The 23,110-nt window shown below is 56.3% G+C and carries 35 protein-coding genes; 33 read left to right on the forward strand and 2 right to left on the reverse strand.

The genetic code is table 11. From position 1 onward, the window contains the following. Positions 1 to 17: 17 nt before the first annotated feature. From tuf to bfr, 31 genes are all read left to right on the forward strand, one after another. Positions 18 to 1,211: an elongation factor Tu gene (gene tuf / locus ACM6I6_RS29150; RefSeq protein WP_008065716.1), complete on the forward strand. Its 1,194-nt coding sequence runs from the start codon at positions 18 to 20 to the stop codon at positions 1,209 to 1,211. Between the two features lie 158 nt (positions 1,212 to 1,369). After that, entirely contained in the window at positions 1,370 to 1,681 is a 312-nt protein-coding gene (rpsJ, locus tag ACM6I6_RS29155) for a 30S ribosomal protein S10 (RefSeq protein ID WP_003186070.1), read from the forward strand. A gap of 80 nt (positions 1,682 to 1,761) precedes the next feature. Beyond that, the gene (gene rplC, locus ACM6I6_RS29160) at positions 1,762 to 2,397 is read left to right on the forward strand and encodes a 50S ribosomal protein L3 (RefSeq protein WP_003186059.1); all 636 of its coding nucleotides are present in this window, start codon (positions 1,762 to 1,764) and stop codon (positions 2,395 to 2,397) included. Between the two features lie 12 nt (positions 2,398 to 2,409). Beyond that, complete coding sequence (gene rplD, locus ACM6I6_RS29165) at positions 2,410 to 3,012, forward strand: 50S ribosomal protein L4 (protein ID WP_003228735.1); 603 nt, start codon at positions 2,410 to 2,412, stop codon at positions 3,010 to 3,012. Further along, a complete protein-coding gene (rplW, locus tag ACM6I6_RS29170) occupies positions 3,009 to 3,308 on the forward strand; it encodes a 50S ribosomal protein L23 (protein WP_002555488.1) in 300 nt (99 codons plus the stop codon). Before rplD ends, rplW begins: the two co-directional genes overlap by 4 nt. A 14-nt stretch (positions 3,309 to 3,322) precedes the next feature. Then, the gene (rplB, locus tag ACM6I6_RS29175) at positions 3,323 to 4,147 is read left to right on the forward strand and encodes a 50S ribosomal protein L2 (RefSeq protein ID WP_003186055.1); all 825 of its coding nucleotides are present in this window, start codon (positions 3,323 to 3,325) and stop codon (positions 4,145 to 4,147) included. A gap of 16 nt (positions 4,148 to 4,163) precedes the next feature. Beyond that, positions 4,164 to 4,439 (forward strand): 30S ribosomal protein S19, encoded by a 276-nt coding sequence (gene rpsS / locus ACM6I6_RS29180; protein WP_119138201.1) that lies wholly within the window; start codon positions 4,164 to 4,166, stop codon positions 4,437 to 4,439. A gap of 11 nt (positions 4,440 to 4,450) precedes the next feature. Next, positions 4,451 to 4,783: a 50S ribosomal protein L22 gene (gene rplV, locus ACM6I6_RS29185; protein ID WP_003103908.1), complete on the forward strand. Its 333-nt coding sequence runs from the start codon at positions 4,451 to 4,453 to the stop codon at positions 4,781 to 4,783. 13 nt (positions 4,784 to 4,796) lie between these two features. Then, positions 4,797 to 5,483 carry a 30S ribosomal protein S3 gene (gene rpsC / locus ACM6I6_RS29190; protein WP_008065719.1) on the forward strand — a complete coding sequence of 229 codons (687 nt, stop codon included), beginning with the start codon at positions 4,797 to 4,799 and terminating at the stop codon, positions 5,481 to 5,483. Between the two features lie 12 nt (positions 5,484 to 5,495). After that, entirely contained in the window at positions 5,496 to 5,909 is a 414-nt protein-coding gene (rplP, locus tag ACM6I6_RS29195) for a 50S ribosomal protein L16 (protein ID WP_003228729.1), read from the forward strand. Beyond that, the gene (gene rpmC / locus ACM6I6_RS29200; protein WP_002555481.1) at positions 5,909 to 6,100 is read left to right on the forward strand and encodes a 50S ribosomal protein L29; all 192 of its coding nucleotides are present in this window, start codon (positions 5,909 to 5,911) and stop codon (positions 6,098 to 6,100) included. The genes rplP and rpmC overlap by 1 nt, the downstream gene beginning before the upstream one ends. Before the next feature lie 2 nt (positions 6,101 to 6,102). Then, entirely contained in the window at positions 6,103 to 6,369 is a 267-nt protein-coding gene (gene rpsQ, locus ACM6I6_RS29205) for a 30S ribosomal protein S17 (protein ID WP_003176419.1), read from the forward strand. A 23-nt stretch (positions 6,370 to 6,392) separates the two neighbouring features. Continuing rightward, complete coding sequence (gene rplN, locus ACM6I6_RS29210; RefSeq protein ID WP_002555479.1) at positions 6,393 to 6,761, forward strand: 50S ribosomal protein L14; 369 nt, start codon at positions 6,393 to 6,395, stop codon at positions 6,759 to 6,761. 11 nt (positions 6,762 to 6,772) lie between these two features. Then, entirely contained in the window at positions 6,773 to 7,087 is a 315-nt protein-coding gene (rplX, locus tag ACM6I6_RS29215) for a 50S ribosomal protein L24 (protein ID WP_003186046.1), read from the forward strand. Positions 7,088 to 7,107: 20 nt separating this feature from the next. Beyond that, positions 7,108 to 7,647, forward strand: coding sequence for a 50S ribosomal protein L5 (gene rplE, locus ACM6I6_RS29220; RefSeq protein ID WP_003210069.1), 540 nt, complete (start codon positions 7,108 to 7,110; stop codon positions 7,645 to 7,647). Positions 7,648 to 7,660: 13 nt separating this feature from the next. Continuing rightward, positions 7,661 to 7,966 (forward strand): 30S ribosomal protein S14, encoded by a 306-nt coding sequence (rpsN, locus tag ACM6I6_RS29225; protein ID WP_003176414.1) that lies wholly within the window; start codon positions 7,661 to 7,663, stop codon positions 7,964 to 7,966. Between the two features lie 208 nt (positions 7,967 to 8,174). Further along, positions 8,175 to 8,567: a 30S ribosomal protein S8 gene (rpsH, locus tag ACM6I6_RS29230; protein WP_008065722.1), complete on the forward strand. Its 393-nt coding sequence runs from the start codon at positions 8,175 to 8,177 to the stop codon at positions 8,565 to 8,567. 12 nt (positions 8,568 to 8,579) lie between these two features. Further along, positions 8,580 to 9,113, forward strand: coding sequence for a 50S ribosomal protein L6 (gene rplF / locus ACM6I6_RS29235; protein ID WP_003176412.1), 534 nt, complete (start codon positions 8,580 to 8,582; stop codon positions 9,111 to 9,113). A 10-nt stretch (positions 9,114 to 9,123) separates the two neighbouring features. Then, positions 9,124 to 9,474: a 50S ribosomal protein L18 gene (gene rplR, locus ACM6I6_RS29240; RefSeq protein WP_003186037.1), complete on the forward strand. Its 351-nt coding sequence runs from the start codon at positions 9,124 to 9,126 to the stop codon at positions 9,472 to 9,474. Between the two features lie 3 nt (positions 9,475 to 9,477). Continuing rightward, positions 9,478 to 9,978, forward strand: coding sequence for a 30S ribosomal protein S5 (rpsE, locus tag ACM6I6_RS29245; RefSeq protein ID WP_003186035.1), 501 nt, complete (start codon positions 9,478 to 9,480; stop codon positions 9,976 to 9,978). A 2-nt stretch (positions 9,979 to 9,980) separates the two neighbouring features. Continuing rightward, positions 9,981 to 10,157, forward strand: coding sequence for a 50S ribosomal protein L30 (rpmD, locus tag ACM6I6_RS29250; protein WP_003176408.1), 177 nt, complete (start codon positions 9,981 to 9,983; stop codon positions 10,155 to 10,157). Between the two features lie 3 nt (positions 10,158 to 10,160). Continuing rightward, positions 10,161 to 10,598: a 50S ribosomal protein L15 gene (rplO, locus tag ACM6I6_RS29255; protein ID WP_003228720.1), complete on the forward strand. Its 438-nt coding sequence runs from the start codon at positions 10,161 to 10,163 to the stop codon at positions 10,596 to 10,598. Further along, complete coding sequence (secY, locus tag ACM6I6_RS29260; RefSeq protein WP_274074389.1) at positions 10,599 to 11,927, forward strand: preprotein translocase subunit SecY; 1,329 nt, start codon at positions 10,599 to 10,601, stop codon at positions 11,925 to 11,927. It begins immediately after the preceding gene. A 24-nt stretch (positions 11,928 to 11,951) separates the two neighbouring features. Continuing rightward, positions 11,952 to 12,068 (forward strand): 50S ribosomal protein L36, encoded by a 117-nt coding sequence (gene rpmJ / locus ACM6I6_RS29265; protein ID WP_002555468.1) that lies wholly within the window; start codon positions 11,952 to 11,954, stop codon positions 12,066 to 12,068. Between the two features lie 130 nt (positions 12,069 to 12,198). Continuing rightward, on the forward strand, positions 12,199 to 12,555 hold the full coding sequence (rpsM, locus tag ACM6I6_RS29270) for a 30S ribosomal protein S13 (protein ID WP_009045849.1): 357 nt from the start codon (positions 12,199 to 12,201) through the stop codon (positions 12,553 to 12,555). A gap of 30 nt (positions 12,556 to 12,585) precedes the next feature. Next, on the forward strand, positions 12,586 to 12,975 hold the full coding sequence (rpsK, locus tag ACM6I6_RS29275; RefSeq protein WP_002555466.1) for a 30S ribosomal protein S11: 390 nt from the start codon (positions 12,586 to 12,588) through the stop codon (positions 12,973 to 12,975). Between the two features lie 18 nt (positions 12,976 to 12,993). Then, on the forward strand, positions 12,994 to 13,614 hold the full coding sequence (gene rpsD, locus ACM6I6_RS29280; RefSeq protein ID WP_003176404.1) for a 30S ribosomal protein S4: 621 nt from the start codon (positions 12,994 to 12,996) through the stop codon (positions 13,612 to 13,614). A gap of 22 nt (positions 13,615 to 13,636) precedes the next feature. Beyond that, entirely contained in the window at positions 13,637 to 14,638 is a 1,002-nt protein-coding gene (locus ACM6I6_RS29285) for a DNA-directed RNA polymerase subunit alpha (protein ID WP_007970428.1), read from the forward strand. A 42-nt stretch (positions 14,639 to 14,680) separates the two neighbouring features. Then, the gene (rplQ, locus tag ACM6I6_RS29290) at positions 14,681 to 15,067 is read left to right on the forward strand and encodes a 50S ribosomal protein L17 (protein ID WP_007970429.1); all 387 of its coding nucleotides are present in this window, start codon (positions 14,681 to 14,683) and stop codon (positions 15,065 to 15,067) included. 236 nt (positions 15,068 to 15,303) lie between these two features. Then, the gene (locus ACM6I6_RS29295) at positions 15,304 to 16,758 is read left to right on the forward strand and encodes a catalase (RefSeq protein ID WP_414921150.1); all 1,455 of its coding nucleotides are present in this window, start codon (positions 15,304 to 15,306) and stop codon (positions 16,756 to 16,758) included. A 149-nt stretch (positions 16,759 to 16,907) separates the two neighbouring features. Beyond that, the gene (bfr, locus tag ACM6I6_RS29300; protein ID WP_008053867.1) at positions 16,908 to 17,372 is read left to right on the forward strand and encodes a bacterioferritin; all 465 of its coding nucleotides are present in this window, start codon (positions 16,908 to 16,910) and stop codon (positions 17,370 to 17,372) included. A gap of 65 nt (positions 17,373 to 17,437) precedes the next feature. On the opposite strand, the gene uvrA is transcribed toward bfr, so the two are convergent. Then, positions 17,438 to 20,272: an excinuclease ABC subunit UvrA gene (gene uvrA / locus ACM6I6_RS29305; RefSeq protein WP_323607757.1), complete on the reverse strand. Its 2,835-nt coding sequence runs from the start codon at positions 20,270 to 20,272 to the stop codon at positions 17,438 to 17,440. Positions 20,273 to 20,463: 191 nt separating this feature from the next. On the opposite strand from uvrA, the gene ACM6I6_RS29310 reads away from it, so the two are divergent. Further along, positions 20,464 to 21,861: an MFS transporter gene (locus tag ACM6I6_RS29310; protein WP_414921151.1), complete on the forward strand. Its 1,398-nt coding sequence runs from the start codon at positions 20,464 to 20,466 to the stop codon at positions 21,859 to 21,861. Positions 21,862 to 21,870: 9 nt separating this feature from the next. Further along, entirely contained in the window at positions 21,871 to 22,392 is a 522-nt protein-coding gene (locus ACM6I6_RS29315) for a single-stranded DNA-binding protein (RefSeq protein WP_020799826.1), read from the forward strand. Between the two features lie 104 nt (positions 22,393 to 22,496). On the opposite strand, the gene ACM6I6_RS29320 is transcribed toward ACM6I6_RS29315, so the two are convergent. Further along, positions 22,497 to 23,045, reverse strand: a complete 549-nt coding sequence (locus tag ACM6I6_RS29320) for a cysteine hydrolase family protein (protein WP_274074393.1) — start codon at positions 23,043 to 23,045, stop codon at positions 22,497 to 22,499. Positions 23,046 to 23,110 lie beyond the last annotated feature (65 nt).

The raw sequence follows: 23,110 nt of genomic DNA on the forward strand, positions 1-23,110 counted from the left end.
GCAAGGAGTTAATTGTCGTGGCTAAAGAAAAATTTGATCGTTCCCTACCGCACGTAAACGTTGGCACCATCGGCCACGTTGACCACGGTAAAACCACTCTGACCGCTGCTCTGACTCGCGTCTGCTCCGAAGTTTTCGGTTCGGCCGTAGTTGAATTCGACAAGATCGACAGCGCTCCAGAAGAAAAAGCTCGTGGTATCACCATCAACACCGCGCACGTCGAGTACAACTCGAACATTCGTCACTACGCTCACGTTGACTGCCCAGGTCACGCTGACTACGTGAAGAACATGATCACTGGTGCTGCCCAGATGGACGGCGCGATCCTGGTTTGCTCGGCCGCTGATGGTCCGATGCCACAAACCCGTGAGCACATCCTGCTGTCCCGTCAGGTAGGCGTTCCGTACATCGTGGTTTTCCTGAACAAGGCTGACCTGGTAGACGACGCTGAGCTGCTGGAACTGGTTGAGATGGAAGTTCGCGACCTGCTGTCCACCTATGACTTCCCAGGCGACGACACTCCGATCATCATCGGTTCTGCTCGTATGGCGCTGGAAGGCAAAGACGACAACGAAATGGGCACCACTGCCGTTCGTAAGCTGGTTGAAACTCTGGATACCTACATCCCAGAGCCAGAGCGTGCTATCGACAAGCCATTCCTGATGCCAATCGAAGACGTATTCTCGATCTCGGGTCGTGGTACTGTTGTGACTGGTCGTATCGAGCGCGGTATCGTTCGCGTTCAAGATGCACTGGAAATCGTTGGTCTGCGTGACACCACCACCACCACCTGCACCGGTGTTGAGATGTTCCGCAAGCTGCTCGACGAAGGTCGTGCTGGCGAGAACTGCGGCGTTCTGCTGCGTGGCACCAAGCGTGACGACGTTGAGCGTGGTCAGGTTCTGGTTAAGCCAGGTTCGGTTAAGCCGCACACCAAGTTCACCGCAGAAGTTTACGTTCTGAGCAAGGAAGAAGGCGGCCGTCACACTCCGTTCTTCAAAGGCTACCGTCCACAGTTCTACTTCCGTACTACTGACGTGACCGGTAACTGCGAGCTGCCAGAAGGCGTTGAAATGGTAATGCCAGGTGACAACATTCAGATGACTGTTACCCTGATCAAAACCATCGCAATGGAAGACGGTCTGCGCTTCGCTATCCGTGAAGGCGGCCGTACCGTTGGTGCTGGCGTTGTAGCTAAAATCATCGAGTAATCTCCTCACCGAGACAGCTTTGATGTTTTGAAAAGGCCCCCGCTCAGCGGGGGCCTTTTTTATTGGGTTGACACCTATCTGGGGCGTCTATAGAATTGCGCCTCCTTTTAACGGGCGTATTGCGCTCGGTGGGAATAGCAGCCGGAGTCTGAAATCCAATGCAAAATCAGCAAATCCGTATCAGGTTGAAGGCTTTTGACCATCGCCTGATCGACCAATCCACCCAGGAAATCGTGGAAACCGCGAAACGTACTGGTGCTCAAGTGCGTGGTCCAATTCCACTGCCTACCCGTAAAGAGCGGTTCACCGTTCTGGTCTCCCCGCACGTCAACAAAGACGCGCGTGACCAGTACGAGATCCGTACTCATAAGCGCGTTCTGGACATCGTCCAGCCAACGGATAAAACCGTTGATGCACTTATGAAGCTTGATCTTGCGGCCGGTGTGGAAGTGCAGATCAGCCTCGGCTAAGACTCGGTCTTAGTCGTGTAACGCTCTGAAATGGGCGGCCATAGCGGGTGAAAGCCCCGTACACTCATGAGGTTTACAACATGACTATTGGTGTAGTCGGTCGTAAATGCGGTATGACCCGTATTTTCACCGAAGAAGGTGTCTCCATTCCGGTCACGGTCATTGAGATCGAACCGAATCGCGTCACCCAGTTCAAAACTGAAGAGACCGATGGCTATCGTGCAGTGCAAGTCACTGTCGGCGAGCGTCGTGCTTCGCGTGTAACAGCAGCTCAGGCTGGCCACTTCGCTAAAGCGAACGTTGCCGCTGGTCGTACCGTAATGGAATTCCGCCTTGAAGAAGGCGAGTACCAGGCCGGCGATCTGATCAACGCTGAAATCTTCGCCGCTGGTCAACTGGTTGATGTAACCGGTCAGTCCAAGGGTAAAGGCTTCCAGGGTACGATCAAGCGTTGGAATTTCCGCGGGCAAGATAACACCCACGGTAACTCCGTATCCCACCGCGTTCCAGGCTCTATCGGCCAGTGCCAGACTCCTGGTCGTGTATTCAAGGGCAAAAAAATGTCCGGTCATATGGGCGCTGAGCGCGTGACCGTGCAGTCCCTCGAAGTAGTGCGCGTGGACGCTGAACGCAATCTGTTGTTGGTCAAGGGCGCTGTTCCTGGCGCTACTGGCGGCAACTTGGTTGTACGTCCAGCAGCCAAGGCTCGCGGTTAAGGGGAAGCTGACATGCAATTAAATGTAAATGACGCTCAAGCGATCGAAGTTTCCGAACTGACATTTGGCGGCGAATTCAACGAGACGCTGGTTCACCAAGCAGTCGTAGCCTACATGGCTGGCGGTCGTCAGGGTTCCAAGCAGCAAAAGACCCGTTCCGACGTTCGTGGTGGCGGTAAGCGCCCATGGCGTCAGAAAGGTACTGGCCGTGCTCGTGCCGGTACTATCCGTAGCCCAATCTGGCGTGGCGGCGGTACCACTTTCGCAGCTCGTCCTCAGGATCACTCCCAGAAGCTGAACAAGAAGATGTATCGCGCAGCAATGCGTTCCATCCTTGCTGAGCTGGTGCGTACTGATCGTCTGGTCGTGGTTCAGGATTTCGCCGTTGAAACGCCGAAAACCAAAGACCTGCTGGGCAAACTGAACAACATGAGCCTGACCGACGTTCTGATCGTGTCGGACGCTGTTGATCAGAACCTGTACCTGGCTGCTCGTAACCTGCCACACGTAGATGTACGTGACGTGCAAGGTTCCGATCCAGTTAGTCTGATCGCATACGACAAGGTGTTGATCACCGTGTCGGCCGTGAAGAAATTCGAGGAGCTGCTGGGATGAACCAGGAACGCGTATTTAAAGTTCTGCTTGGCCCGCACGTTTCCGAGAAGGCTACGGTTCTGGCAGACAAGAAAGGCCAGTTCGTTTTCAAGGTTGCTACTGACGCAACCAAGCTGGAAATCAAGAAGGCCGTCGAAAGCCTGTTCAGCGTGAAAGTAGAGCGTGTTACTACCCTGAATGTTCTGGGTAAGAGCAAGCGCACTGCTCGCGGTCTGGGCAAGCGTAATGACTGGAAGAAGGCAGTTATCTCCCTTCAGCCAGGCCAAGATCTCGATTTCAGCAGCAGTGCTGAGTAAGGAAGGGGTGCATCATGGCAATCGTTAAATGCAAACCGACTTCCCCTGGCCGCCGTTTTGTGGTCAAGGTGGTCAACCAGGAGCTGCATAAAGGCGCTCCTCACGCACCGCTGCTCGAGAAGAAGTCGAAGTCTGGTGGTCGTAACAACAATGGCCGTATTACCACTCGTCACATCGGTGGTGGTCATAAGCAGCATTATCGTCTGGTCGACTTCCGTCGCAACGACAAAGATGGCATCGCTGCCACTGTCGAGCGTATCGAATACGATCCAAACCGTACTGCTCACATCGCTCTGCTGCTGTACGCAGATGGCGAGCGTCGCTACATCATCGCCCCTAAAGGCGTGAGTGCTGGCGACCAGCTGATCGCAGGCGCACTGGCTCCAATCAAGCCAGGTAACGCTCTGCAACTGCGTAACATTCCAGTTGGTAGCACCGTACACGGCATCGAATTGAAGCCAGGTAAAGGCGCTCAGATCGCTCGTTCCGCTGGTGCTTCGGCTCAGCTGATCGCTCGTGAAGGCGTTTACGTGACCCTGCGTCTGCGTTCTGGTGAGATGCGTAAAGTGCTGGCTGAATGCCGCGCGACCCTGGGCGAAGTCTCGAACTCCGAGCACAGCCTGCGTTCGCTGGGTAAAGCTGGTGCCAAACGCTGGCGTGGCGTTCGCCCAACCGTTCGTGGTGTTGCCATGAACCCGGTTGACCACCCACATGGTGGTGGTGAAGGTCGTACCTCTGGTGGTCGTCATCCGGTATCGCCATGGGGCTTCCCGACTAAGGGCGCGAAGACTCGTGGTAATAAGCGTACCGACAAAATGATCGTCCGTCGTCGCAAGTAAATAGAGGGATACGACAGTGCCACGTTCTCTGAAAAAAGGTCCTTTTATCGATCTTCACCTACTGAAGAAGATCGAAGTGGCGACGGAAAAGAACGATCGCAAGCCGGTGAAAACCTGGTCGCGTCGTTCGATGATCCTGCCACAAATGGTCGGTCTGACCATCGCAGTACACAACGGTCGTCAACACGTCCCAGTTCTCGTTAACGAAGACATGGTCGGCCACAAACTGGGCGAGTTCGCCGGTACCCGCACTTATCGTGGGCACGTGGCAGACAAGAAAGCCAAGCGTTAAGGGGTTAGGAAATGGAAGTAGCCGCTAAGTTGTCGGGCGCTCGAATCTCCGCCCAGAAAGCCCGCTTGGTCGCCGACCAGATCCGCGGGAAGAAGGTGGGCGAAGCGCTCAACCTGTTGGCTTTCAGCAGTAAGAAAGCCGCCGAGATCATGAAGAAAGTGCTGGAGTCGGCCGTAGCCAACGCCGAGCATAACGAAGGCGCAGACGTTGATGACCTGAAGGTCAGCACCGTTTTCGTCAACGAAGGGCGTTCGCTGAAGCGCATCATGCCACGTGCCAAAGGCCGTGCTGATCGCATCGTCAAGCGGTCTTGCCATATCACTGTCAAGGTTGCTGACAAGTAACGGAGTCGAAGAGATGGGTCAGAAAGTACATCCCATTGGCATTCGCCTGGGAATCGTCAAGGAGCACACCTCCGTCTGGTACGCAGACGGTCGGACTTATGCGGACTATTTGCTCGCAGATCTGAAGGTGCGTGAGTATCTCCAAGACAAACTAAAAAGCGCGTCCGTAAGCCGTATCGATATCCATCGTCCGGCCCAAACTGCACGTATCACCATCCACACCGCTCGTCCAGGTATCGTTATCGGGAAGAAAGGTGAAGATGTTGAGAAACTGCGCCAGGACCTGACCAAGCAAATGGGTGTGCCTGTGCACATCAATATCGAAGAGATCCGCAAGCCGGAACTCGACGGTATGCTGGTTGCGCAGAGCGTAGCTCAGCAGCTGGAGCGTCGCGTAATGTTCCGTCGCGCTATGAAGCGCGCTGTACAGAACGCAATGCGCATTGGTGCCAAAGGCATCAAAATCCAAGTGAGCGGTCGTCTCGGCGGTGCTGAAATCGCACGTACTGAATGGTATCGCGAAGGTCGTGTGCCATTGCACACCCTGCGTGCCGACATCGACTATGCCAACTACGAAGCTCACACCACCTACGGTGTGATCGGTGTAAAGGTTTGGATCTTCAAAGGCGAAGTAATTGGTGGTCGCCAAGAAGAACTGAAACCACAAGCACCAGCGCCTCGTAAAAAAGCTGCTAAGTAAGGGGTACGCCAAATGTTGCAACCAAAGCGTACGAAGTTCCGCAAGCAAATGACTGGTCACAACCGTGGCCTGGCATTGCGCGGTAGCAAAGTCAGCTTCGGCGAGTTCGCGCTGAAGTCTGTAGCTCGTGGTCGTCTCACCGCTCGTCAGATCGAGTCAGCACGTCGTGCTCTGACCCGTCACGTAAAACGTGGCGGCAAGATCTGGATCCGTGTATTCCCGGACAAGCCGATCTCCAAAAAGCCTCTCGAGGTTCGGATGGGTAAAGGTAAGGGTAACGTGGAATACTGGGTTGCCCAGATTCAGCCAGGCAAAGTCCTGTATGAAATCGAGGGTGTTTCTGAAGAGCTGGCGCGTGAGGCTTTCGCCCTGGCTGCTGCAAAGCTGCCGCTCGCCACCTCCTTTGTTAAACGGACGGTGATGTGATGAAAGCGAATGAACTTCGTGAAAAATCCGCACAGCAGCTGAACGAGCAACTGCTCGGCCTGCTGCGCGACCAGTTCAATCTGCGTATGCAGAAAGCAACTGGCCAGTTGGGGCAGTCTCATCTGCTCTCGCAAGTTAAGCGTGACATCGCTCGCGTGAAGACTGTGCTCAACCAGCAGGCAGGTAAGTAATCATGGCTGAAGCCGAAAAAACTGTCCGTACGCTGACTGGCCGTGTTGTCAGCGACAAGATGGACAAAACCATCACCGTTCTGATCGAGCGTCGCGTTAAGCACCCGATCTACGGTAAATACGTTAAGCGTTCGACTAAGCTGCACGCGCACGACGAAACCAATCAGTGCCACATCGGCGACAAAGTCACTATTCGTGAAACTCGTCCTTTGGCCAAGACCAAGTCTTGGGCGCTGGTTGATGTTCTCGAACGCGCTGTGGAAGTCTAAGGACTAGGGGTCGGAGAAATTATATGATTCAGACTCAATCCATGCTCGATGTGGCCGATAACAGCGGCGCTCGCCGCGTTATGTGCATCAAGGTGCTGGGTGGCTCCCATCGTCGTTACGCTGGTATCGGTGACATCATCAAGGTTACCGTTAAGGAAGCAATTCCTCGCGGTAAAGTGAAAAAAGGCCAAGTGATGACTGCTGTTGTAGTCCGCACTCGTCACGGCGTACGTCGTGCTGATGGCTCCATTATCCGCTTTGATGGCAACGCTGCTGTTCTTCTGAACAACAAGCAAGAGCCGATCGGCACCCGTATCTTTGGGCCAGTGACCCGTGAACTTCGTACTGAGAAGTTCATGAAGATCGTCTCGCTCGCCCCAGAAGTGCTGTAAGGAGATCCGACATGCAAAAGATTCGTCGTGACGACGAGATCATCGTGATCGCCGGCAAAGACAAAGGTAAGCGCGGTAAGGTGCTGAAGGTTCTTGCTGACAACCGTCTGGTTGTTGGTGGTCTGAACCTGGTCAAGCGTCATACCAAGCCTAACCCGATGTCGGGCGTACAAGGCGGTATCGTCGAGAAAGAAGCGCCACTGCACGCTTCTAACGTAGCCATCTTCAACGGCGAAACCAACAAGGCTGACCGCGTTGGTTTCAAAGTAGAAGACGGTAAGAAAATTCGTGTCTTCAAGTCGACCCAAAAAGCGGTTGATGCTTGAACACTGCTAGGTAGAAGACCATGGCACGACTAAAAGAGATTTACCGGAAGGAAATCGCTCCGAAACTTAAGGAAGAACTTAAGCTTTCGAACGTGATGGAAGTTCCGCGCGTTACCAAAATCACCCTGAACATGGGTCTGGGCGAAGCGATCGGCGACAAAAAAGTCATCGAGCACGCTGTTGCTGACCTGGAAAAGATCACCGGCCAGAAAGTCGTTGTGACCTACGCTCGCAAATCCATCGCTGGCTTTAAAGTCCGTGAAGGTTGGCCGATCGGCGTCAAAGTGACCCTGCGCCGTGAGCGTATGTACGAGTTCCTGGATCGTCTGCTGTCGATCTCCCTGCCTCGGGTTCGCGACTTCCGCGGCCTGAATGCCAAGTCCTTCGATGGTCGTGGTAACTACAGCATGGGCGTGAAAGAGCAGATCATCTTCCCGGAAATCGACTACGACAAGATCGATGCTCTCCGCGGTCTGGACATCACCCTGACCACCACTGCCAAGAACGATGATGAAGGCCGCGCTCTGCTGCGTGCGTTCAAATTCCCGTTCCGCAACTGATTGGAGTAGGACCATGGCCAAGATGAGCATGAAAAACCGCGAGCTGAAGCGTCAGCTCACGGTTGCCAAGTACGCCAAGAAGCGTGCAGCACTGAAAGCTATCATCGTTGATCTGAACGCAAGTCCAGAAGCGCGTTGGGAAGCTACAGTAGCCCTGCAGAAGCAGCCACGTGACGCAAGCGCTTCGCGCATGCGTAACCGCTGCCGCCTGACCGGTCGTCCACACGGCGTTTACCGCAAGTTCGGCCTCGGCCGTAACAAACTGCGTGAAGCGGCAATGCGTGGTGACGTACCAGGTCTGGTTAAAGCCAGCTGGTAAGTACTGTCAAAGTCTCGGTGGGAAGGTTCGCAAGAACCTGACCACCGGTGGCCTTGAATCTGGAACAAGCCCCTTTTGGGGCTTGTTTCATTTCCGGAGTGTGTCTAGAATACCCGGCTCGCCTGAGCCCGTGTTTTTTTACCCGGAGATTCTCGGCGACACGTAGTAGCCGCAAGGCTAATTTTTCTGTATTAGGAGCGTCTAGCCCATGAGTATGCAGGACCCGTTAGCGGACATGCTAACTCGAATCCGTAATGCCCAGATGGCTGAAAAGTCCGTCGTAAGCATGCCATCTTCCACGTTGAAGGTAGCTGTTGCCAAAGTCCTGAAGGACGAAGGTTACATCGCGGGTTATCAGATCAGCAGCGAAACCAAACCACTGCTGTCTATCGAGCTGAAATATTTCGAAGGCCGTCCGGTTATCGAAGAAGTGAAGCGCGTTAGCCGTCCAGGCCTGCGTCAGTACAAGTCCGTCGATGATCTGCCAAAAGTTCGTGGCGGTCTCGGTGTGTCTATCGTCTCCACCAACAAGGGTGTGATGACTGATCGTGCTGCGCGCGCTGCCGGTGTCGGCGGCGAAGTTCTTTGCACTGTGTTCTAAGGGGGGATAAGCATGTCTCGCGTCGCTAAGAACCCCGTTAAGCTGCCAGCCGGCGTCGAAGTAAAATTCGCAGGCCAACAGCTTTCGGTGAAGGGTGCCAAGGGCACTCTCGAACTGAACATCCATTCGTCCGTTGAGATCGTTGAAGAAGCTGGTGAGCTGCGTTTCGCTGCTCGCAATGGCGATCAACAAACTCGCGCAATGGCTGGTACCACTCGTGCGTTGGTAAACAACATGGTCCAAGGCGTAAGCCAAGGCTTCGAGCGCAAGCTCCAGCTGGTCGGTGTTGGTTACAAAGCGCAAGCAAAAGGCACAGTGCTGAACCTGGCTCTTGGCTTCTCGCATCCAGTGGATTACGAACTGCCGGAAGGCATCACCGCTGAGACTCCTAGCCAGACCGATATCCTGATCAAGGGCATCGACAAGCAGCTGGTAGGTCAAGTGGCCGCCGAGATCCGCGACTTCCGTCCACCAGAGCCGTACAAAGGCAAAGGTGTGCGCTACGCGGACGAAGTCGTCCGTCGTAAAGAAGCCAAGAAGAAGTAGGGCATAGCAAATGACCGACAAAAAAGTTACTCGACTGCGTCGCGCTCGCAAAGCACGCCTGAAAATGCACGAACTCGAAGTCGTGCGTCTCTGCGTGTTCCGCTCTTCGCAGCACATCTACGCCCAGGTCATTTCGGCCGACGGCAACAAAGTCCTGGCAAGCGCCTCGACTTTGGATAAAGAACTGCGTGATGGCGCCACTGGCAACATCGACGCGGCCACTAAGGTTGGCCAGCTGGTCGCTACGCGTGCTAAGGCCGCTGGCGTCTCGCAGGTGGCTTTCGACCGCTCTGGCTTCAAGTACCACGGCCGCGTTAAAGCGCTGGCTGATGCTGCTCGTGAAGCTGGGCTGGAGTTCTAAGTTATGTCAAATAACGACCAAAAGCGCGACGAAGGCTACATCGAGAAGCTGGTTCAAGTTAACCGCGTAGCCAAAACCGTTAAAGGCGGCCGTATCTTCACTTTCACCGCGTTGACCGTGGTTGGTGATGGTAAAGGGCGTGTTGGCTTCGGCCGTGGCAAGTCGCGTGAAGTGCCTGCTGCGATCCAGAAGGCAATGGAAGCTGCTCGCCGCAACATGATCCAGGTTGATCTGAACGGCACCACCCTGCAGTACGCAATGAAGTCCGCCCATGGCGCTTCGAAGGTGTACATGCAGCCTGCTTCTGAAGGTACCGGTATCATCGCTGGCGGCGCTATGCGTGCCGTTCTCGAAGTTGCTGGCGTTCAGAACGTTCTGGCCAAGTGCTACGGCTCGACTAACCCTGTAAACGTGGTTCACGCCACTTTCAAGGGTCTGAAGGCTATGCAGTCTCCTGAATCCATTGCCGCCAAGCGTGGCAAAAGCGTCAAGGAGATCTTCTGATCATGGCTACCGTTAAAGTTACGCTGATCAAAAGCATGACCGGCCGCATCCCTAACCACAAACTGTGCGTTAAGGGTCTGGGTCTGCGTCGCATCGGTCACACTGTAGAAGTCCAGGATACTCCCGAGAATCGCGGGATGATCAACAAGGCTTACTACATGCTGCGTGTCGAGGGTTAATCGATGAAACTCAATGATCTGAGTCCAGCGCCGGGTTCCCGTCGCGAAAAGCATCGTCCGGGCCGTGGTATCGGTAGTGGTTTGGGTAAGACTGGTGGCCGTGGTCACAAAGGTCAGACTTCCCGCTCCGGTGGCACCATTGCTCCAGGCTTTGAAGGCGGTCAACAGCCGCTGCATCGTCGCCTGCCGAAGTTCGGTTTCGTTTCCCTGAAAGCCATGGACCGCGCAGAAGTGCGTCTGTCCGAGCTGGCCAAAGTGGAAGGCGACATCGTCACCGTGCAGTCCCTGAAAGATGCCAACGTGATCAACGTCAACGTACAGCGTGTGAAAATCATGCTGTCCGGTGAAGTGACTCGCGCTGTCACTATCGGCAAGGGAATCGGCGCCACCAAAGGTGCGCGTGCGGCTATCGAAGCAGCTGGCGGCAAGTTCGAGGAATAAATGGCTAAGCAAGGTGCTCTCTCTGCGCTCGGCAAAGGCGGTATGTCTGAACTCTGGGCTCGTCTGCGTTTTCTGTTCCTGGCGATTATCGTCTACCGAATAGGCGCACACATCCCGGTTCCAGGTATCAACCCGGACCGACTCGCGGACCTGTTTCGACAGAATGAGGGGACCATTCTTAGCTTGTTCAACATGTTTTCCGGCGGCGCGCTGGAGCGGATGAGCATCTTTGCACTGGGGATCATGCCGTACATTTCGGCATCGATCATCATGCAACTGATGTCAGCCGTCAGCCCGCAGCTGGAGCAGTTGAAGAAGGAAGGTGAAGCTGGCCGTCGCAAGATTAGCCAGTACACCCGCTACCTCACTGTCGTACTTGCTCTTGTCCAGGCCATTGGCATGTCCATTGGTCTGGCGGGGCAGGGCGTTTCGTTCACTGGTGACTTTAGCTTCCATTTCGTCGCGGTAACCACTTTTGTGGCTGGTGCGATGTTCATGATGTGGCTGGGTGAGCAGATTACTGAGCGTGGTGTTGGCAACGGTATCTCGATGTTGATTTTTTCGGGTATCGTCGCCGGTCTTCCGAGAGCGATCGGGCAGTCTTTCGAGTCTGCACGTCAGGGTGATATCAACATCTTCGCCCTGGTTGCCATCGGTTTGCTGGCAGTAGCGATCATCGGTTTCGTGGTGTTCATTGAGCGTGGTCAGCGTCGTATCGCTGTTCACTACGCCAAGCGTCAGCAGGGCCGCAAGGTCTTCGCTGCGCAGACTAGCCACTTGCCGCTGAAAGTGAACATGGCCGGTGTTATTCCGGCCATTTTCGCGAGCAGCATTTTGCTGTTCCCGGCTTCGCTGGGTGCCTGGTTCGGTCAGTCTGAAGGTATGGGCTGGTTGCAGGACATCTCGCAGTCGATCGCTCCTGGTCAGCCGTTGAATATTCTGCTGTTTAGTGCAGGGATTATTTTCTTCTGCTTCTTCTATACGGCGTTGATGTTCAATCCGAAAGACGTAGCGGAAAACCTGAAGAAGTCCGGTGCCTTTATTCCGGGCATCCGTCCAGGTGAGCAGTCTGCGCGCTACATTGATGGCGTTCTGACTCGTTTGACCCTGTTCGGTGCTCTTTACATGACGGCCGTGTGCCTGTTGCCCCAGTTCCTGGTGGTTGCAGCCAACGTTCCGTTCTACCTTGGCGGGACCTCGTTGCTGATCGTCGTCGTGGTTGTGATGGACTTCATGTCCCAAGTACAATCGCACCTCGTTTCGCACCAGTACGAATCCCTGATGAAGAAAGCCAACCTGAAGGGTTACGGCAGCGGCATGCTGCGCTGACCCATAAGGTTCGAGGAGTTGGTGATGAAAGTTCGTGCATCGGTGAAAAAGCTGTGCCGTAACTGCAAGATTATTCGCCGCGAAGGTGTTGTTCGAGTAATTTGCAGCGCGGAACCGCGTCACAAACAGCGCCAAGGCTGAGTGTGATTGTGCTTCAAGCCCGGCAGCTAGTGCGCTGCCGGGTTGATTATTTGTTATTACAGCGATATTATCTCGCGCCCTATTTCTTGGCTTCCGGGGCGTAGGTAGCTGTCAATTGGAGTCCCACTGAATGGCCCGTATTGCAGGCGTTAACATTCCAGATAACAAGCATACTGTTATCTCGCTGACCTACATCTATGGTGTTGGTCGCACTACTGCACAGAAAATTTGTGCAGAGACTGGGGTAAACCCAGCAGCAAAGATCAAAGATCTGAGCGACGAGCAGATTGAACAGCTGCGTGGCGAAGTGGCGAAGTTCACCACTGAAGGTGACCTGCGTCGCGAAATCAACATGAAAATCAAGCGCTTGATGGACCTCGGTTGCTATCGCGGTCTGCGTCATCGTCGTGGTCTGCCAGTACGCGGTCAGCGTACCAAGACCAACGCGCGTACCCGTAAAGGTCCGCGTAAGCCGATCCGCAAGTAATCGCCCCAGCGAATCGACAGGAAAATTATCATGGCAAAACCTGCTGCTCGTCCTCGTAAAAAAGTTAAAAAGACAGTGGTTGATGGCATCGCCCACATCCATGCATCTTTTAACAACACCATCGTGACCATTACCGACCGTCAAGGTAACGCTCTTTCCTGGGCTACCTCCGGTGGTTCGGGTTTCCGCGGTTCCCGCAAGTCCACCCCGTTTGCTGCTCAAGTAGCTGCTGAACGTGCTGGTCAAGCTGCGCTGGAATACGGCCTGAAAAACCTCGACGTAAACGTCAAAGGTCCAGGTCCAGGTCGTGAATCCGCAGTCCGCGCTTTGAACGGCTGTGGCTACAAGATCGCCAGCATCACCGACGTGACGCCAATCCCGCACAACGGGTGCCGTCCGCCGAAGAAGCGCCGCGTGTAATCCAGGAGATTGTAAAGAATGGCTCGTTACATTGGTCCAAAATGCAAACTCGCTCGTCGCGAAGGCACCGATCTCTTTCTGAAGAGCGGCGTGCGCGCGATCGAATCGAAGTGCAACATTGAAGCAGCACCTGGTATCCACGGCCAACGCCGCGGTCGCCAGTCCGACTACGGCACCCAACTGCGTGAAAAGCAGAAGGTCCGTCGTATCTACGGCGTTCTCGAGCGTCAATTCAGCGGCTACTACAAAGAAGCTGCTGGCAAGAAAGGTGCAACCGGTGAAAACCTGCTGCAACTGCTCGAATGCCGTCTGGACAACGTTGTATACCGTATGGGCTTTGGTTCTACTCGTGCCGAATCCCGTCAGCTGGTATCGCACAAGTCGATCAGCGTAAACGGTCAGACCGTTAACGTTCCGTCCTACCAGGTTCGTGCTGGTGACGTGGTCGCTGTTCGCGAGAAAGCAAAAAACCAACTTCGCATTGTCCAAGCTCTCGATCTGTGTGCCCAACGTGGCCGCGTAGAATGGGTAGAAGTAGACACTGAGAAGAAGTCGGGCGTTTTCAAGAACGTTCCAGCTCGCAGTGATCTGTCCGCCGACATCAACGAAAGCCTGATTGTCGAGCTCTACTCCAAGTAAGGGCTAGAAAATAGGTGCATCCATGCAGATTTCGGTAAATGAGTTCCTGACACCTCGCCACATTGATGTGCAAGTTGTCAGTCCAACCCGCGCCAAGATCACGCTCGAGCCTCTCGAGCGTGGCTTTGGCCACACCCTGGGCAACGCGCTGCGCCGCATCCTGTTGTCCTCAATGCCCGGCTGTGCAGTAGTCGAGGCCGAGATTGACGGTGTGCTCCACGAGTACAGCGCCATCGAAGGTGTACAGGAAGACGTAATTGAAATCCTGTTGAACCTTAAAGGTCTGGCTATCAAGCTGCACGGCCGTGACGAAGTTACGCTGACCTTGTCGAAGAAGGGTTCGGGGGTGGTTACCGCTGCCGATATTCAGCTGGATCATGATGTCGAGATCGTTAACCCCGATCACGTAATCGCTAACCTGGCGTCTAACGGCGCCCTGAACATGAAGCTCGTAGTAGCTCGTGGTCGTGGTTATGAACCGGCAGACTCGCGTCAGAGCGATGAAGACGAAAGCCGCAGCATCGGTCGCTTGCAGCTTGACTCTTCGTTCAGCCCGGTTCGCCGTATCGCATACGTGGTGGAAAACGCCCGTGTCGAACAGCGTACTAACCTGGACAAGCTGGTTATTGATCTGGAAACCAACGGTACCCTGGATCCTGAAGAGGCTATCCGCCGTGCTGCAACCATTCTGCAACAGCAGTTGGCTGCGTTCGTCGACCTCAAAGGTGACAGTGAGCCAGTGGTTGTCGAGCAGGAAGACGAGATCGATCCGATCCTGCTTCGCCCGGTTGACGATCTGGAACTGACTGTACGTTCGGCTAACTGCCTTAAGGCGGAAAACATCTACTACATCGGCGACCTGATTCAGCGTACCGAAGTAGAGCTGTTGAAGACTCCGAACCTGGGCAAGAAATCCTTGACTGAAATCAAGGACGTTCTGGCCTCCCGCGGTCTGTCCCTCGGCATGCGCCTCGACAACTGGCCGCCTGCAAGTCTTAAGAAGGACGACAAGGCGACTGCCTGATCGTCGTAATCACCGAACGTAGTGTTTGGTAAGGAATGAACCATGCGTCATCGTAAAAGTGGTCGTCACCTGAGCCGCACCAGCTCGCACCGCAAGGCCATGTTCCAAAACATGGCGGTGTCGCTGTTCGAGCACGAGCTGATCAAAACGACTCTGCCAAAAGCTAAAGAACTGCGCCGCGTTGCCGAGCCGCTGATCACTTTGGCCAAGACAGATAGCGTTGCTAACCGTCGTCTGGCTTTCGACCGTACTCGTTCGAAAGCTATCGTTGGTAAGCTCTTCAACGACCTGGGCAAGCGTTACGCTACCCGTGAGGGTGGCTACCTGCGCATCCTCAAGTGCGGTTTCCGCGCTGGCGACAACGCGCCTATGGCGTACGTCGAGTTGGTTGATCGTGCTACTGCTGGCGAAGCTGTATCTGCCGAGTAAGACGTCAGTCTGAAACAAAAAACCGGGCCTAGTGCCCGGTTTTTTGTGCCTGTAATAAACGCGCCCTTTGTACAAGTCTCTCCTTCGTCACGTCGTCATTATGTGATGGGGATGATCATTAGTATTTCTCTATCGATGTCTACAGGTTAATGAATTTGTAGCTGACATAGCGATGATCAATACTCCTTCTCAGCCGATAGCCGGCAGTTCAAGACCGATAGATGAAGGAAGATCGCATGAGCCAAAACAAAACGCTTACCACCGCCAGTGGCGCTCCTGTTGCCGATAACCAGAATTCCCGTTCCGCCGGCCCTCGCGGCCCACTGCTGCTCGACGACTTCCACCTGATCGAAAAGCTGGCACACTTCAACCGCGAAAACATCCCGGAACGCCGTGTGCACGCCAAAGGCTCAGGCGCCTACGGTACCTTTACTGTTACGCGGGATATCACCCAATACACCAGCGCCAAGCTCTTCGAGACCGTCGGTAAGCAAACGCCAACCTTCCTGCGATTTTCCACTGTCGGTGGTGAACGCGGTTCAGCGGATACCGAGCGCGATCCTCGTGGTTTCGCGCTGAAGTTCTACACCGAGGAAGGCAACTGGGACATTGTCGGCAACAATACGCCGGTGTTCTTCATCCGTGATCCGCTGAAATTCCCGGACTTTATCCACACCCAAAAACGCCTGCCGCAAAGCAATCTCAAAAGCGCACAGGCCATGTGGGACTTCTGGTCGCACTCTCCGGAAGCGCTGCACCAGGTCACCATTCTGTTCTCCGACCGGGGTATTCCTGATGGCTACCGTCACATGCACGGCTTCGGCAGCCACACTTACAGCCTGATCAGCGCCAATGGCGAGCGCCATTGGGTCAAGTGGCACTACAAGACCCAACAAGGGATCAAGAATCTCGCCCCTGCAGAGGCGGCGCGCCTGGCAGGCACCGATCCGGATTACGCCCAGCGCGACCTGTTCGAAGCCATCGAGCGCGGTGACTTTCCGAAATGGCGTGTGTGCATTCAGATCATGACCGAGGCCCAGGCCGCAGCACACTACGAGAACCCGTTCGACGTGACCAAGACCTGGTCGCAGAAGGAGTTCCCGTTGATCGAAGTCGGTGAGTTGGAGCTCAATCGAAACCCGCTGAACTACTTCGCCGAAGTCGAGCAAGCCGCGTTCGGCCCCAGCAACATGGTGCCAGGCGTCGGTCTTTCGCCAGACCGCATGCTGCAAGGTCGTGTGTTCGCTTACGCTGATGCGCACCGCTACCGTGTCGGCACCAATCACCAGCAGTTGCCGGTCAACGCGTCACGCAGCCCGGTGAATACCTATCAGCGCGATGGCTCCATGGCTTTTGGCAGCAATGGCGGTGCGGCACCGAACTACGAGCCCAATAGCTACATCGAGTCGCCAAAACAGGCACCTCGTTATGCTGAACCGGCGCTGGCCTTGAGAGGTGCGGCTGGTCGCTACGATCATCGCGAAGACACCGATTACTACAGCCATGCCGGCGCGCTGTTCCGCCTGATGAGTGACGAGCAGAAAGCGCTGCTGGTCAATAACATTGCCAGCGCCATGGCGGGTGTCTCGAGCGACGTCGTCGATCGCCAGTTGCAGCACTTCTTCAAGGCCGATCCGGCGTATGGAGAAGCAATCGCAACGCTGCTCAACGTACAGCTTAACGAAGTCTAAATGAGAAGCAGAACCGCCCTTAATTGGGCGGTTTTTGCGTTATTTAAGCTGCTTTTCTCAGAATATCTTCGCTTTTATTGCGTCTTCCGAGTGACGTTGGCGCCAGGTTGGTTCAAACTACAGACTTTCAAGCAGGGAGATGTAGGGCGATGCAAGGCCACCCAGACGTTATCGATTACCTCAACACGTTGCTGACCGGCGAACTGGCCGCGCGTGATCAATATTTCGTCCACTCGCGGATGTATGAGGACTGGGGTTTCACCAAGCTCTACGAACGAATCAACCACGAGATGGAAGAGGAAGCAGGGCACGCTGATGCACTGATGCGCCGGATCCTGATGCTCGAAGGCACGCCGCGCATGCGTCCGGACGATCTGGATGTCGGCACCACAGTGACGGAGATGCTCGAAGCGGATCTGCGCCTGGAATACAAGGTACGGGCTGCGCTGTGCAAGGGCATCAAGCTCTGCGAGCAGCACAAGGACTATGTCAGTCGCGAAATGCTACGGGTCCAGTTGCATGACACCGAAGAAGATCACACCTACTGGCTCGAGAAGCAGTTGGGCCTGATCAAGTTGATCGGTCTCGAGAATTACCTGCAATCCCACACCTGATTGCGGCGGATACAAAAAAGCCCCTGTCACTGATGAAGTGACAGGGGCTTTTTCATGGGGCTCGATCAGGCCCGGTCGCGCTCCAGCAAAGGCTTGAGGTAGTAACCGGTGTGGGACTGCTTCATCTCGGATACTTCCTCAGGCGTGCCGACGGCAATGATCTGCCCGCCCTTCGAACCTCCTTCCGGCCCCAGGTCCACCAGCCAGTCGGCGGTCTTGATGACGTCCAGGTTGTGCTCGATCACCACCACGGTGTTGCCGTGGTCACGCAGGCGATGCAACACGTCCAGCAGTTGCTGGATGTCCGCGAAGTGCAGCCCGGTGGTGGGTTCGTCGAGGATGTACAGGGTCTTGCCGGTATCACGCTTGGACAGCTCGCGGGACAGTTTCACCCGCTGGGCTTCACCGCCGGACAGCGTGGTCGCCGATTGCCCCAGCTTGATGTACGACAGACCGACGTCCATCAACGTTTGCAGCTTGCGCGCCAGGGCCGGTACCGCATCGAAGAACTCCCGGGCTTCCTCGATGGTCATCTCGAGGGTTTCATGGATGCTCTTGCCCTTGTACTTGATCTCGAGGGTTTCACGGTTGTAGCGCTTGCTCTTGCAGACATCGCAGGGCACATAGATGTCCGGCAGGAAGTGCATTTCCACCTTGATCAGGCCATCACCCTGGCAGGCCTCGCAGCGTCCGCCCTTGACGTTGAAGGAGAAACGCCCGGGGCCATAACCGCGGGAGCGGGATTCCGGCACGCCGGCAAACAGCTCGCGAATCGGTGTGAACAGGCCGGTGTAGGTGGCCGGGTTGGAACGCGGCGTACGACCGATGGGGCTCTGGTCGATGTCGACGACCTTGTCCAGGTGCTCCAGGCCCTTGATGCTGTCGTGAGCGGCCGCTTCGAGGGTGGTCGCACCGTTGAGTGCCGTGGCGCTCAACGGGAAGAGCGTGTTGTTGATCAGCGTCGACTTGCCTGAGCCGGACACGCCGGTCACGCAGGTCAGCAGGCCGATCGGGATCTCCAGGTCGACATTGCGCAGGTTGTTGCCACGGGCACCCTTGAGTGTCAGCGACAGCTTTTTGTTGCGCGGCGTACGTTTGGCCGGCACCGCGATCTTCACCCGGCCCGACAGGTACTTGCCGGTCAGGGAGTCGGGATGCGCCATTACCTCGGCCGGCGTACCTTCGGCGACGATGTGCCCACCGTGAACCCCCGCGCCCGGGCCGATATCCACGACATAGTCGGCCAGGCGAATCGCGTCTTCATCGTGCTCGACCACGATCACCGTGTTGCCGATGTCTCGCAGGTGTTTCAACGTGCCGAGCAACCGGTCGTTATCGCGCTGGTGCAGGCCGATCGAAGGTTCGTCGAGGATGTACAGGACGCCGACCAGGCCGGCACCGATCTGGCTGGCCAGGCGAATACGCTGGGCCTCGCCACCGGACAGGGTGTCCGCGCTGCGATCCAGCGACAGATAATCGAGGCCGACGTTGACCAGGAACTGCAGGCGTTCGCGAATTTCCTTGAGGATCTTGTCGGCAATCTCGCCACGACGGCCAGTCAGCTTCAACCCACCGAAATAATCGCAGGCATCGCCGATGGGCAGGTTGGTCACCGCCGGCAGGGTTTTTTCGCCGACCCACACATGCCGCGCCTCGCGACGCAGGCGGGTGCCGCGGCAATCAGGGCAGGACTGGGTGCTGAGGAACTTGGCCAGTTCTTCGCGTACCGAGGCCGACTCGGTTTCGCGATAACGACGCTCCAGGTTGGGCACGATGCCTTCGAACGGGTGCGAGCGCTTGACGATATCGCCGCGGTCATTCAGGTATTTGAAATCGACGTTTTGCGAACCGCTGCCGTGCAGGATGCTCTTCTGCTGATCGGCCGGCAGTTCGTTGAACGGCACTTCCAGGCTGAACTTGTAGTGGGAGGCCAGCGAGCCGAGCATCTGGAAATAATAGACGTTGCGCCGGTCCCAGCCTCGAATCGCGCCTTCTGCCAGGGTCAGTTCACCGTTGACCAGGCGCTTGATGTCGAAGAACTGCTTGACCCCCAGGCCATCACAGGTCGGGCAGGCGCCAGCCGGGTTGTTGAAGGAAAACAGCTTCGGCTCGAGTTCGCTGATGGCATGCCCGCAGATCGGGCAGGCGAAACGCGCGGAGAAGATCATCTCTTCGCCCGGCTCGTCGTCCATCGGCGCTACCAGGGCGATGCCGTCTGCCAGTTTCAGCGCGGTTTCAAAGGATTCGGCCAGTCGTTGTTGCAGGTCCGCGCGAACCTTGAAACGGTCGACCACGACATCGATGGTATGTTTTTTCTGCTTGTCGAGCTTGGGCGCTTCATCCAGCTCATACAGCTTGCCGTTGATCCGGGCCCGGACGAAACCCTGGGCGCGCAGCTCTTCGAAGACTGAAAGGTGTTCACCTTTGCGCTCGCGAATGACCGGGGCCAGCAGCATCAGCTTGCTGCCCTCCGGTTCGGCGAGGACCAGGTCGACCATCTGGCTGACGGTCTGCGCTTCCAGGGGAATGTCGTGGTCCGGGCAGCGCGGAATGCCGACGCGTGCATACAGCAGGCGCAGGTAGTCATAGATTTCGGTGATGGTGCCGACGGTCGAACGCGGGTTGTGCGAGGTCGACTTCTGTTCGATGGAGATCGCCGGCGACAGGCCTTCGATGGTGTCGACGTCAGGTTTTTCCATCATCGACAGGAACTGCCGGGCGTAGGCCGACAGCGACTCGACATAACGACGCTGGCCTTCGGCGTACAGCGTGTCGAAAGCCAGGGAGGACTTGCCGGAGCCGGACAGGCCGGTGATGACGATCAGCTTGTCCCTTGGCAGGGTCAGGTCGATGTTCTTCAGGTTGTGGGTTCGGGCCCCACGAATCAGGATCTTGTCCAAAGTGGCCTCGCTCGGCGGGCGTCGAAAACGTAGGAGTATACGGCCAAATACTGGATGGATGCACACTATCGAATACTGGTTTTGTCGCCTTACATGAAAGCTCTTTCATCTACACGTGGCAAAGCGTCGCGATATACCCTGTCAATCGATGGGACTGGTAGAATCGCCGCCGGTTCACATGAGGTTTTTCCATGCACGATCCCCACAGCGAACGCATGAGTGGCAGTGAGACCCGCGCAGCAAGCGGTCTGGCCCTGGTGTTCGCCTTCCGTATGCTTGGCATGTTCATGGTGTTGCCGGTATTGGCGACCTATGGCATGGACCTGGCGGGAGCGACCCCGGCCCTCATCGGGCTGGCGATTGGCGCTTACGGCCTGACCCAGGCGATTTTCCAGATTCCCTTCGGTTTCATTTCCGACCGCATCGGGCGCCGCCCGGTGATTTACCTGGGGCTGATCGTCTTCGCCCTCGGCAGCGTTTTGGCGGCCAACGCCGACTCGATCTGGGGCGTGATCGCCGGGCGCATCCTGCAAGGTGCTGGCGCGATTTCCGCGGCGGTGATGGCCTTGCTGTCCGACCTGACCCGCGAGCAGCATAGGACTAAAGCCATGGCCATGATCGGCATGACGATCGGCCTGTCGTTTGCGGTCGCCATGGTGGTAGGGCCGTTGCTGACCCGTGCTTTCGGCCTGTCCGGATTGTTCCTGGCCACCGGTGGCATGGCACTGTTCGGTATCGTGATCGTGATGTTCATGGTGCCGTGCTCCACGGGTCCGTTGCAGCACCGTGAATCCGGCGTCGCCCGCCAGGCACTGATACCGACGCTCAAGCACCCGGACCTGCTGCGCCTGGATCTTGGTATCTTCGTGTTGCATGCGATGCTGATGTCGAGTTTCGTCGCCTTGCCCCTGGCGCTGGTCGAGAAAGCCGGCCTGCCCAAGGAGCAGCATTGGTGGGTGTACCTGACCGCGCTGCTGATTTCCTTCTTCGCCATGATTCCGTTCATCATCTACGGCGAGAAGCGACGCAAAATGAAACGAGTTTTGCTCGGCGCCGTCGTGACGCTGATGCTCACTGAGCTATTCTTCTGGCAGTTCGGCGACAGCTTGCGAGCTCTGGTGATTGGAACCGTGGTGTTTTTCACGGCCTTCAATCTGCTGGAAGCTTCGTTGCCGTCGCTGATCAGCAAGGTTTCACCGGCGGGCGGCAAGGGCACGGCGATGGGGGTCTACTCCACCAGTCAGTTCCTCGGTTCGGCACTGGGCGGCATACTCGGCGGCTGGCTGTTCCAGCATGGCGGTCTGTCGGTTGTGTTCCTTGGATGCGCCGGTCTGGCTGCCCTCTGGCTGGCCTTTGCTGTTACCATGCGTGAACCTCCCTACGTGACAAGCCTGCGCTTGCCATTGTCGCCCGAGGCGATCCGCGAAGCGGGGCTGGTTGAGCGCCTGAAGGCCGTCGTAGGGGTAACAGATGCAGTGATAGTCGCTGATGAGGCGGCCATTTACATCAAATTGGACACCGAACTATTGGATCGCACCACCCTTGAAAGCCTGGTGAACAACCCGGCCGGGGCAGCGTGCGTAGCCTAGGAGAACGTAATGGCCCGTGGGGTTAACAAAGTCATATTGGTCGGCACTTGCGGCCAGGATCCTGAAGTTCGTTACCTGCCGAATGGCAACGCCGTGACCAACCTGAGTCTGGCAACCAGCGAACAGTGGACCGACAAGCAAACCGGTCAGAAAGTCGAAAAAACCGAATGGCACCGTGTGTCGATGTTCGGCAAGGTCGCAGAGATCGCCGGCGAATACCTGCGTAAAGGTTCGCAGGTCTACATCGAAGGCAAACTGCAGACCCGCGAGTGGGAAAAAGACGGTATCAAGCGTTACACCACTGAAATCGTGGTCGACATGCAAGGCACCATGCAATTGCTGGGCGGTCGTCCACAGCAGGGTGACCAGCAAGGCCAGGGCGGTGGTAACAACTACCAGCAATCCGCGCCACGCCAGCAGGCTCCGCGTCCACAGCAGTCGGCCCCGCAACAGTCGCGCCCGGCTCCTCAGCAGGCCGCTCCGCAGCCGGCTCCGGACTTCGACAGCTTCGATGACGATATTCCGTTCTAAAACAGCGGTAAGCCCCGAGCTACAAGCGGCGAGCTGAAAAACAAAACCCGCACTTCGATCTGAAGTGCGGGTTTTTTTTGCGGTGAAACTCCTTGAAAGAAGTTTCAGTTCGCGAGGAATTCGTCCGTGGACACCACGTTGGCGTAGGCAAAGCCCAGGGCCGACATGAAGGCTGCATGTACATGAGCCGCCGGAACGGTCACGCCGTTGAACTCCAGGTCACGGGAGGCACAGGCATCGTGGATCACCGTGACGCTGTAGCCGAGGTCGTTGGCAGCGCGGGTGATGCCGTCGACACACATGTGGCTCATGCTGCCGACCACCACCAGTTCCTTGATGCCTTGCTCGTCGAGAATGGACTGCAGTTCGGTTTCGCGGAACGAGTTGACGAAGTGTTTGAGCACCACTGGCTCATTGTCCTGGTTGAGCACTTTAGGGTGCAGCTTGGCGCCGTCGGAGCCTGGGGTGAAAAACGGTGCGTCTTCGGAAGTGAATTCGTGGCGGATGTGCACCACCGAATCCCCGGCATCACGAAAGGCCTTGAGCAGGCGGACGGCGTTGTCTGCCGCGGCATCGGCGCCGGCCAGCGGCCACTTGCCTTCTGGGAAGTAGTCTTTTTGGATATCGACTACGATGAGTGCTTGCTTGGCCATGACTGTTTCCTCGAAGTGCGGTTTGGGTGTGGAATGGAGTATTGGCCCTGGCCGAGCGTCCGGGG

Origin of the sequence: Pseudomonas sp. IT-P218 (genome assembly GCF_949767605.1) — a bacterium.
In the GTDB taxonomy this organism is placed as follows: Bacteria; Pseudomonadota; Gammaproteobacteria; order Pseudomonadales; family Pseudomonadaceae; genus Aquipseudomonas; species Aquipseudomonas putida_AE.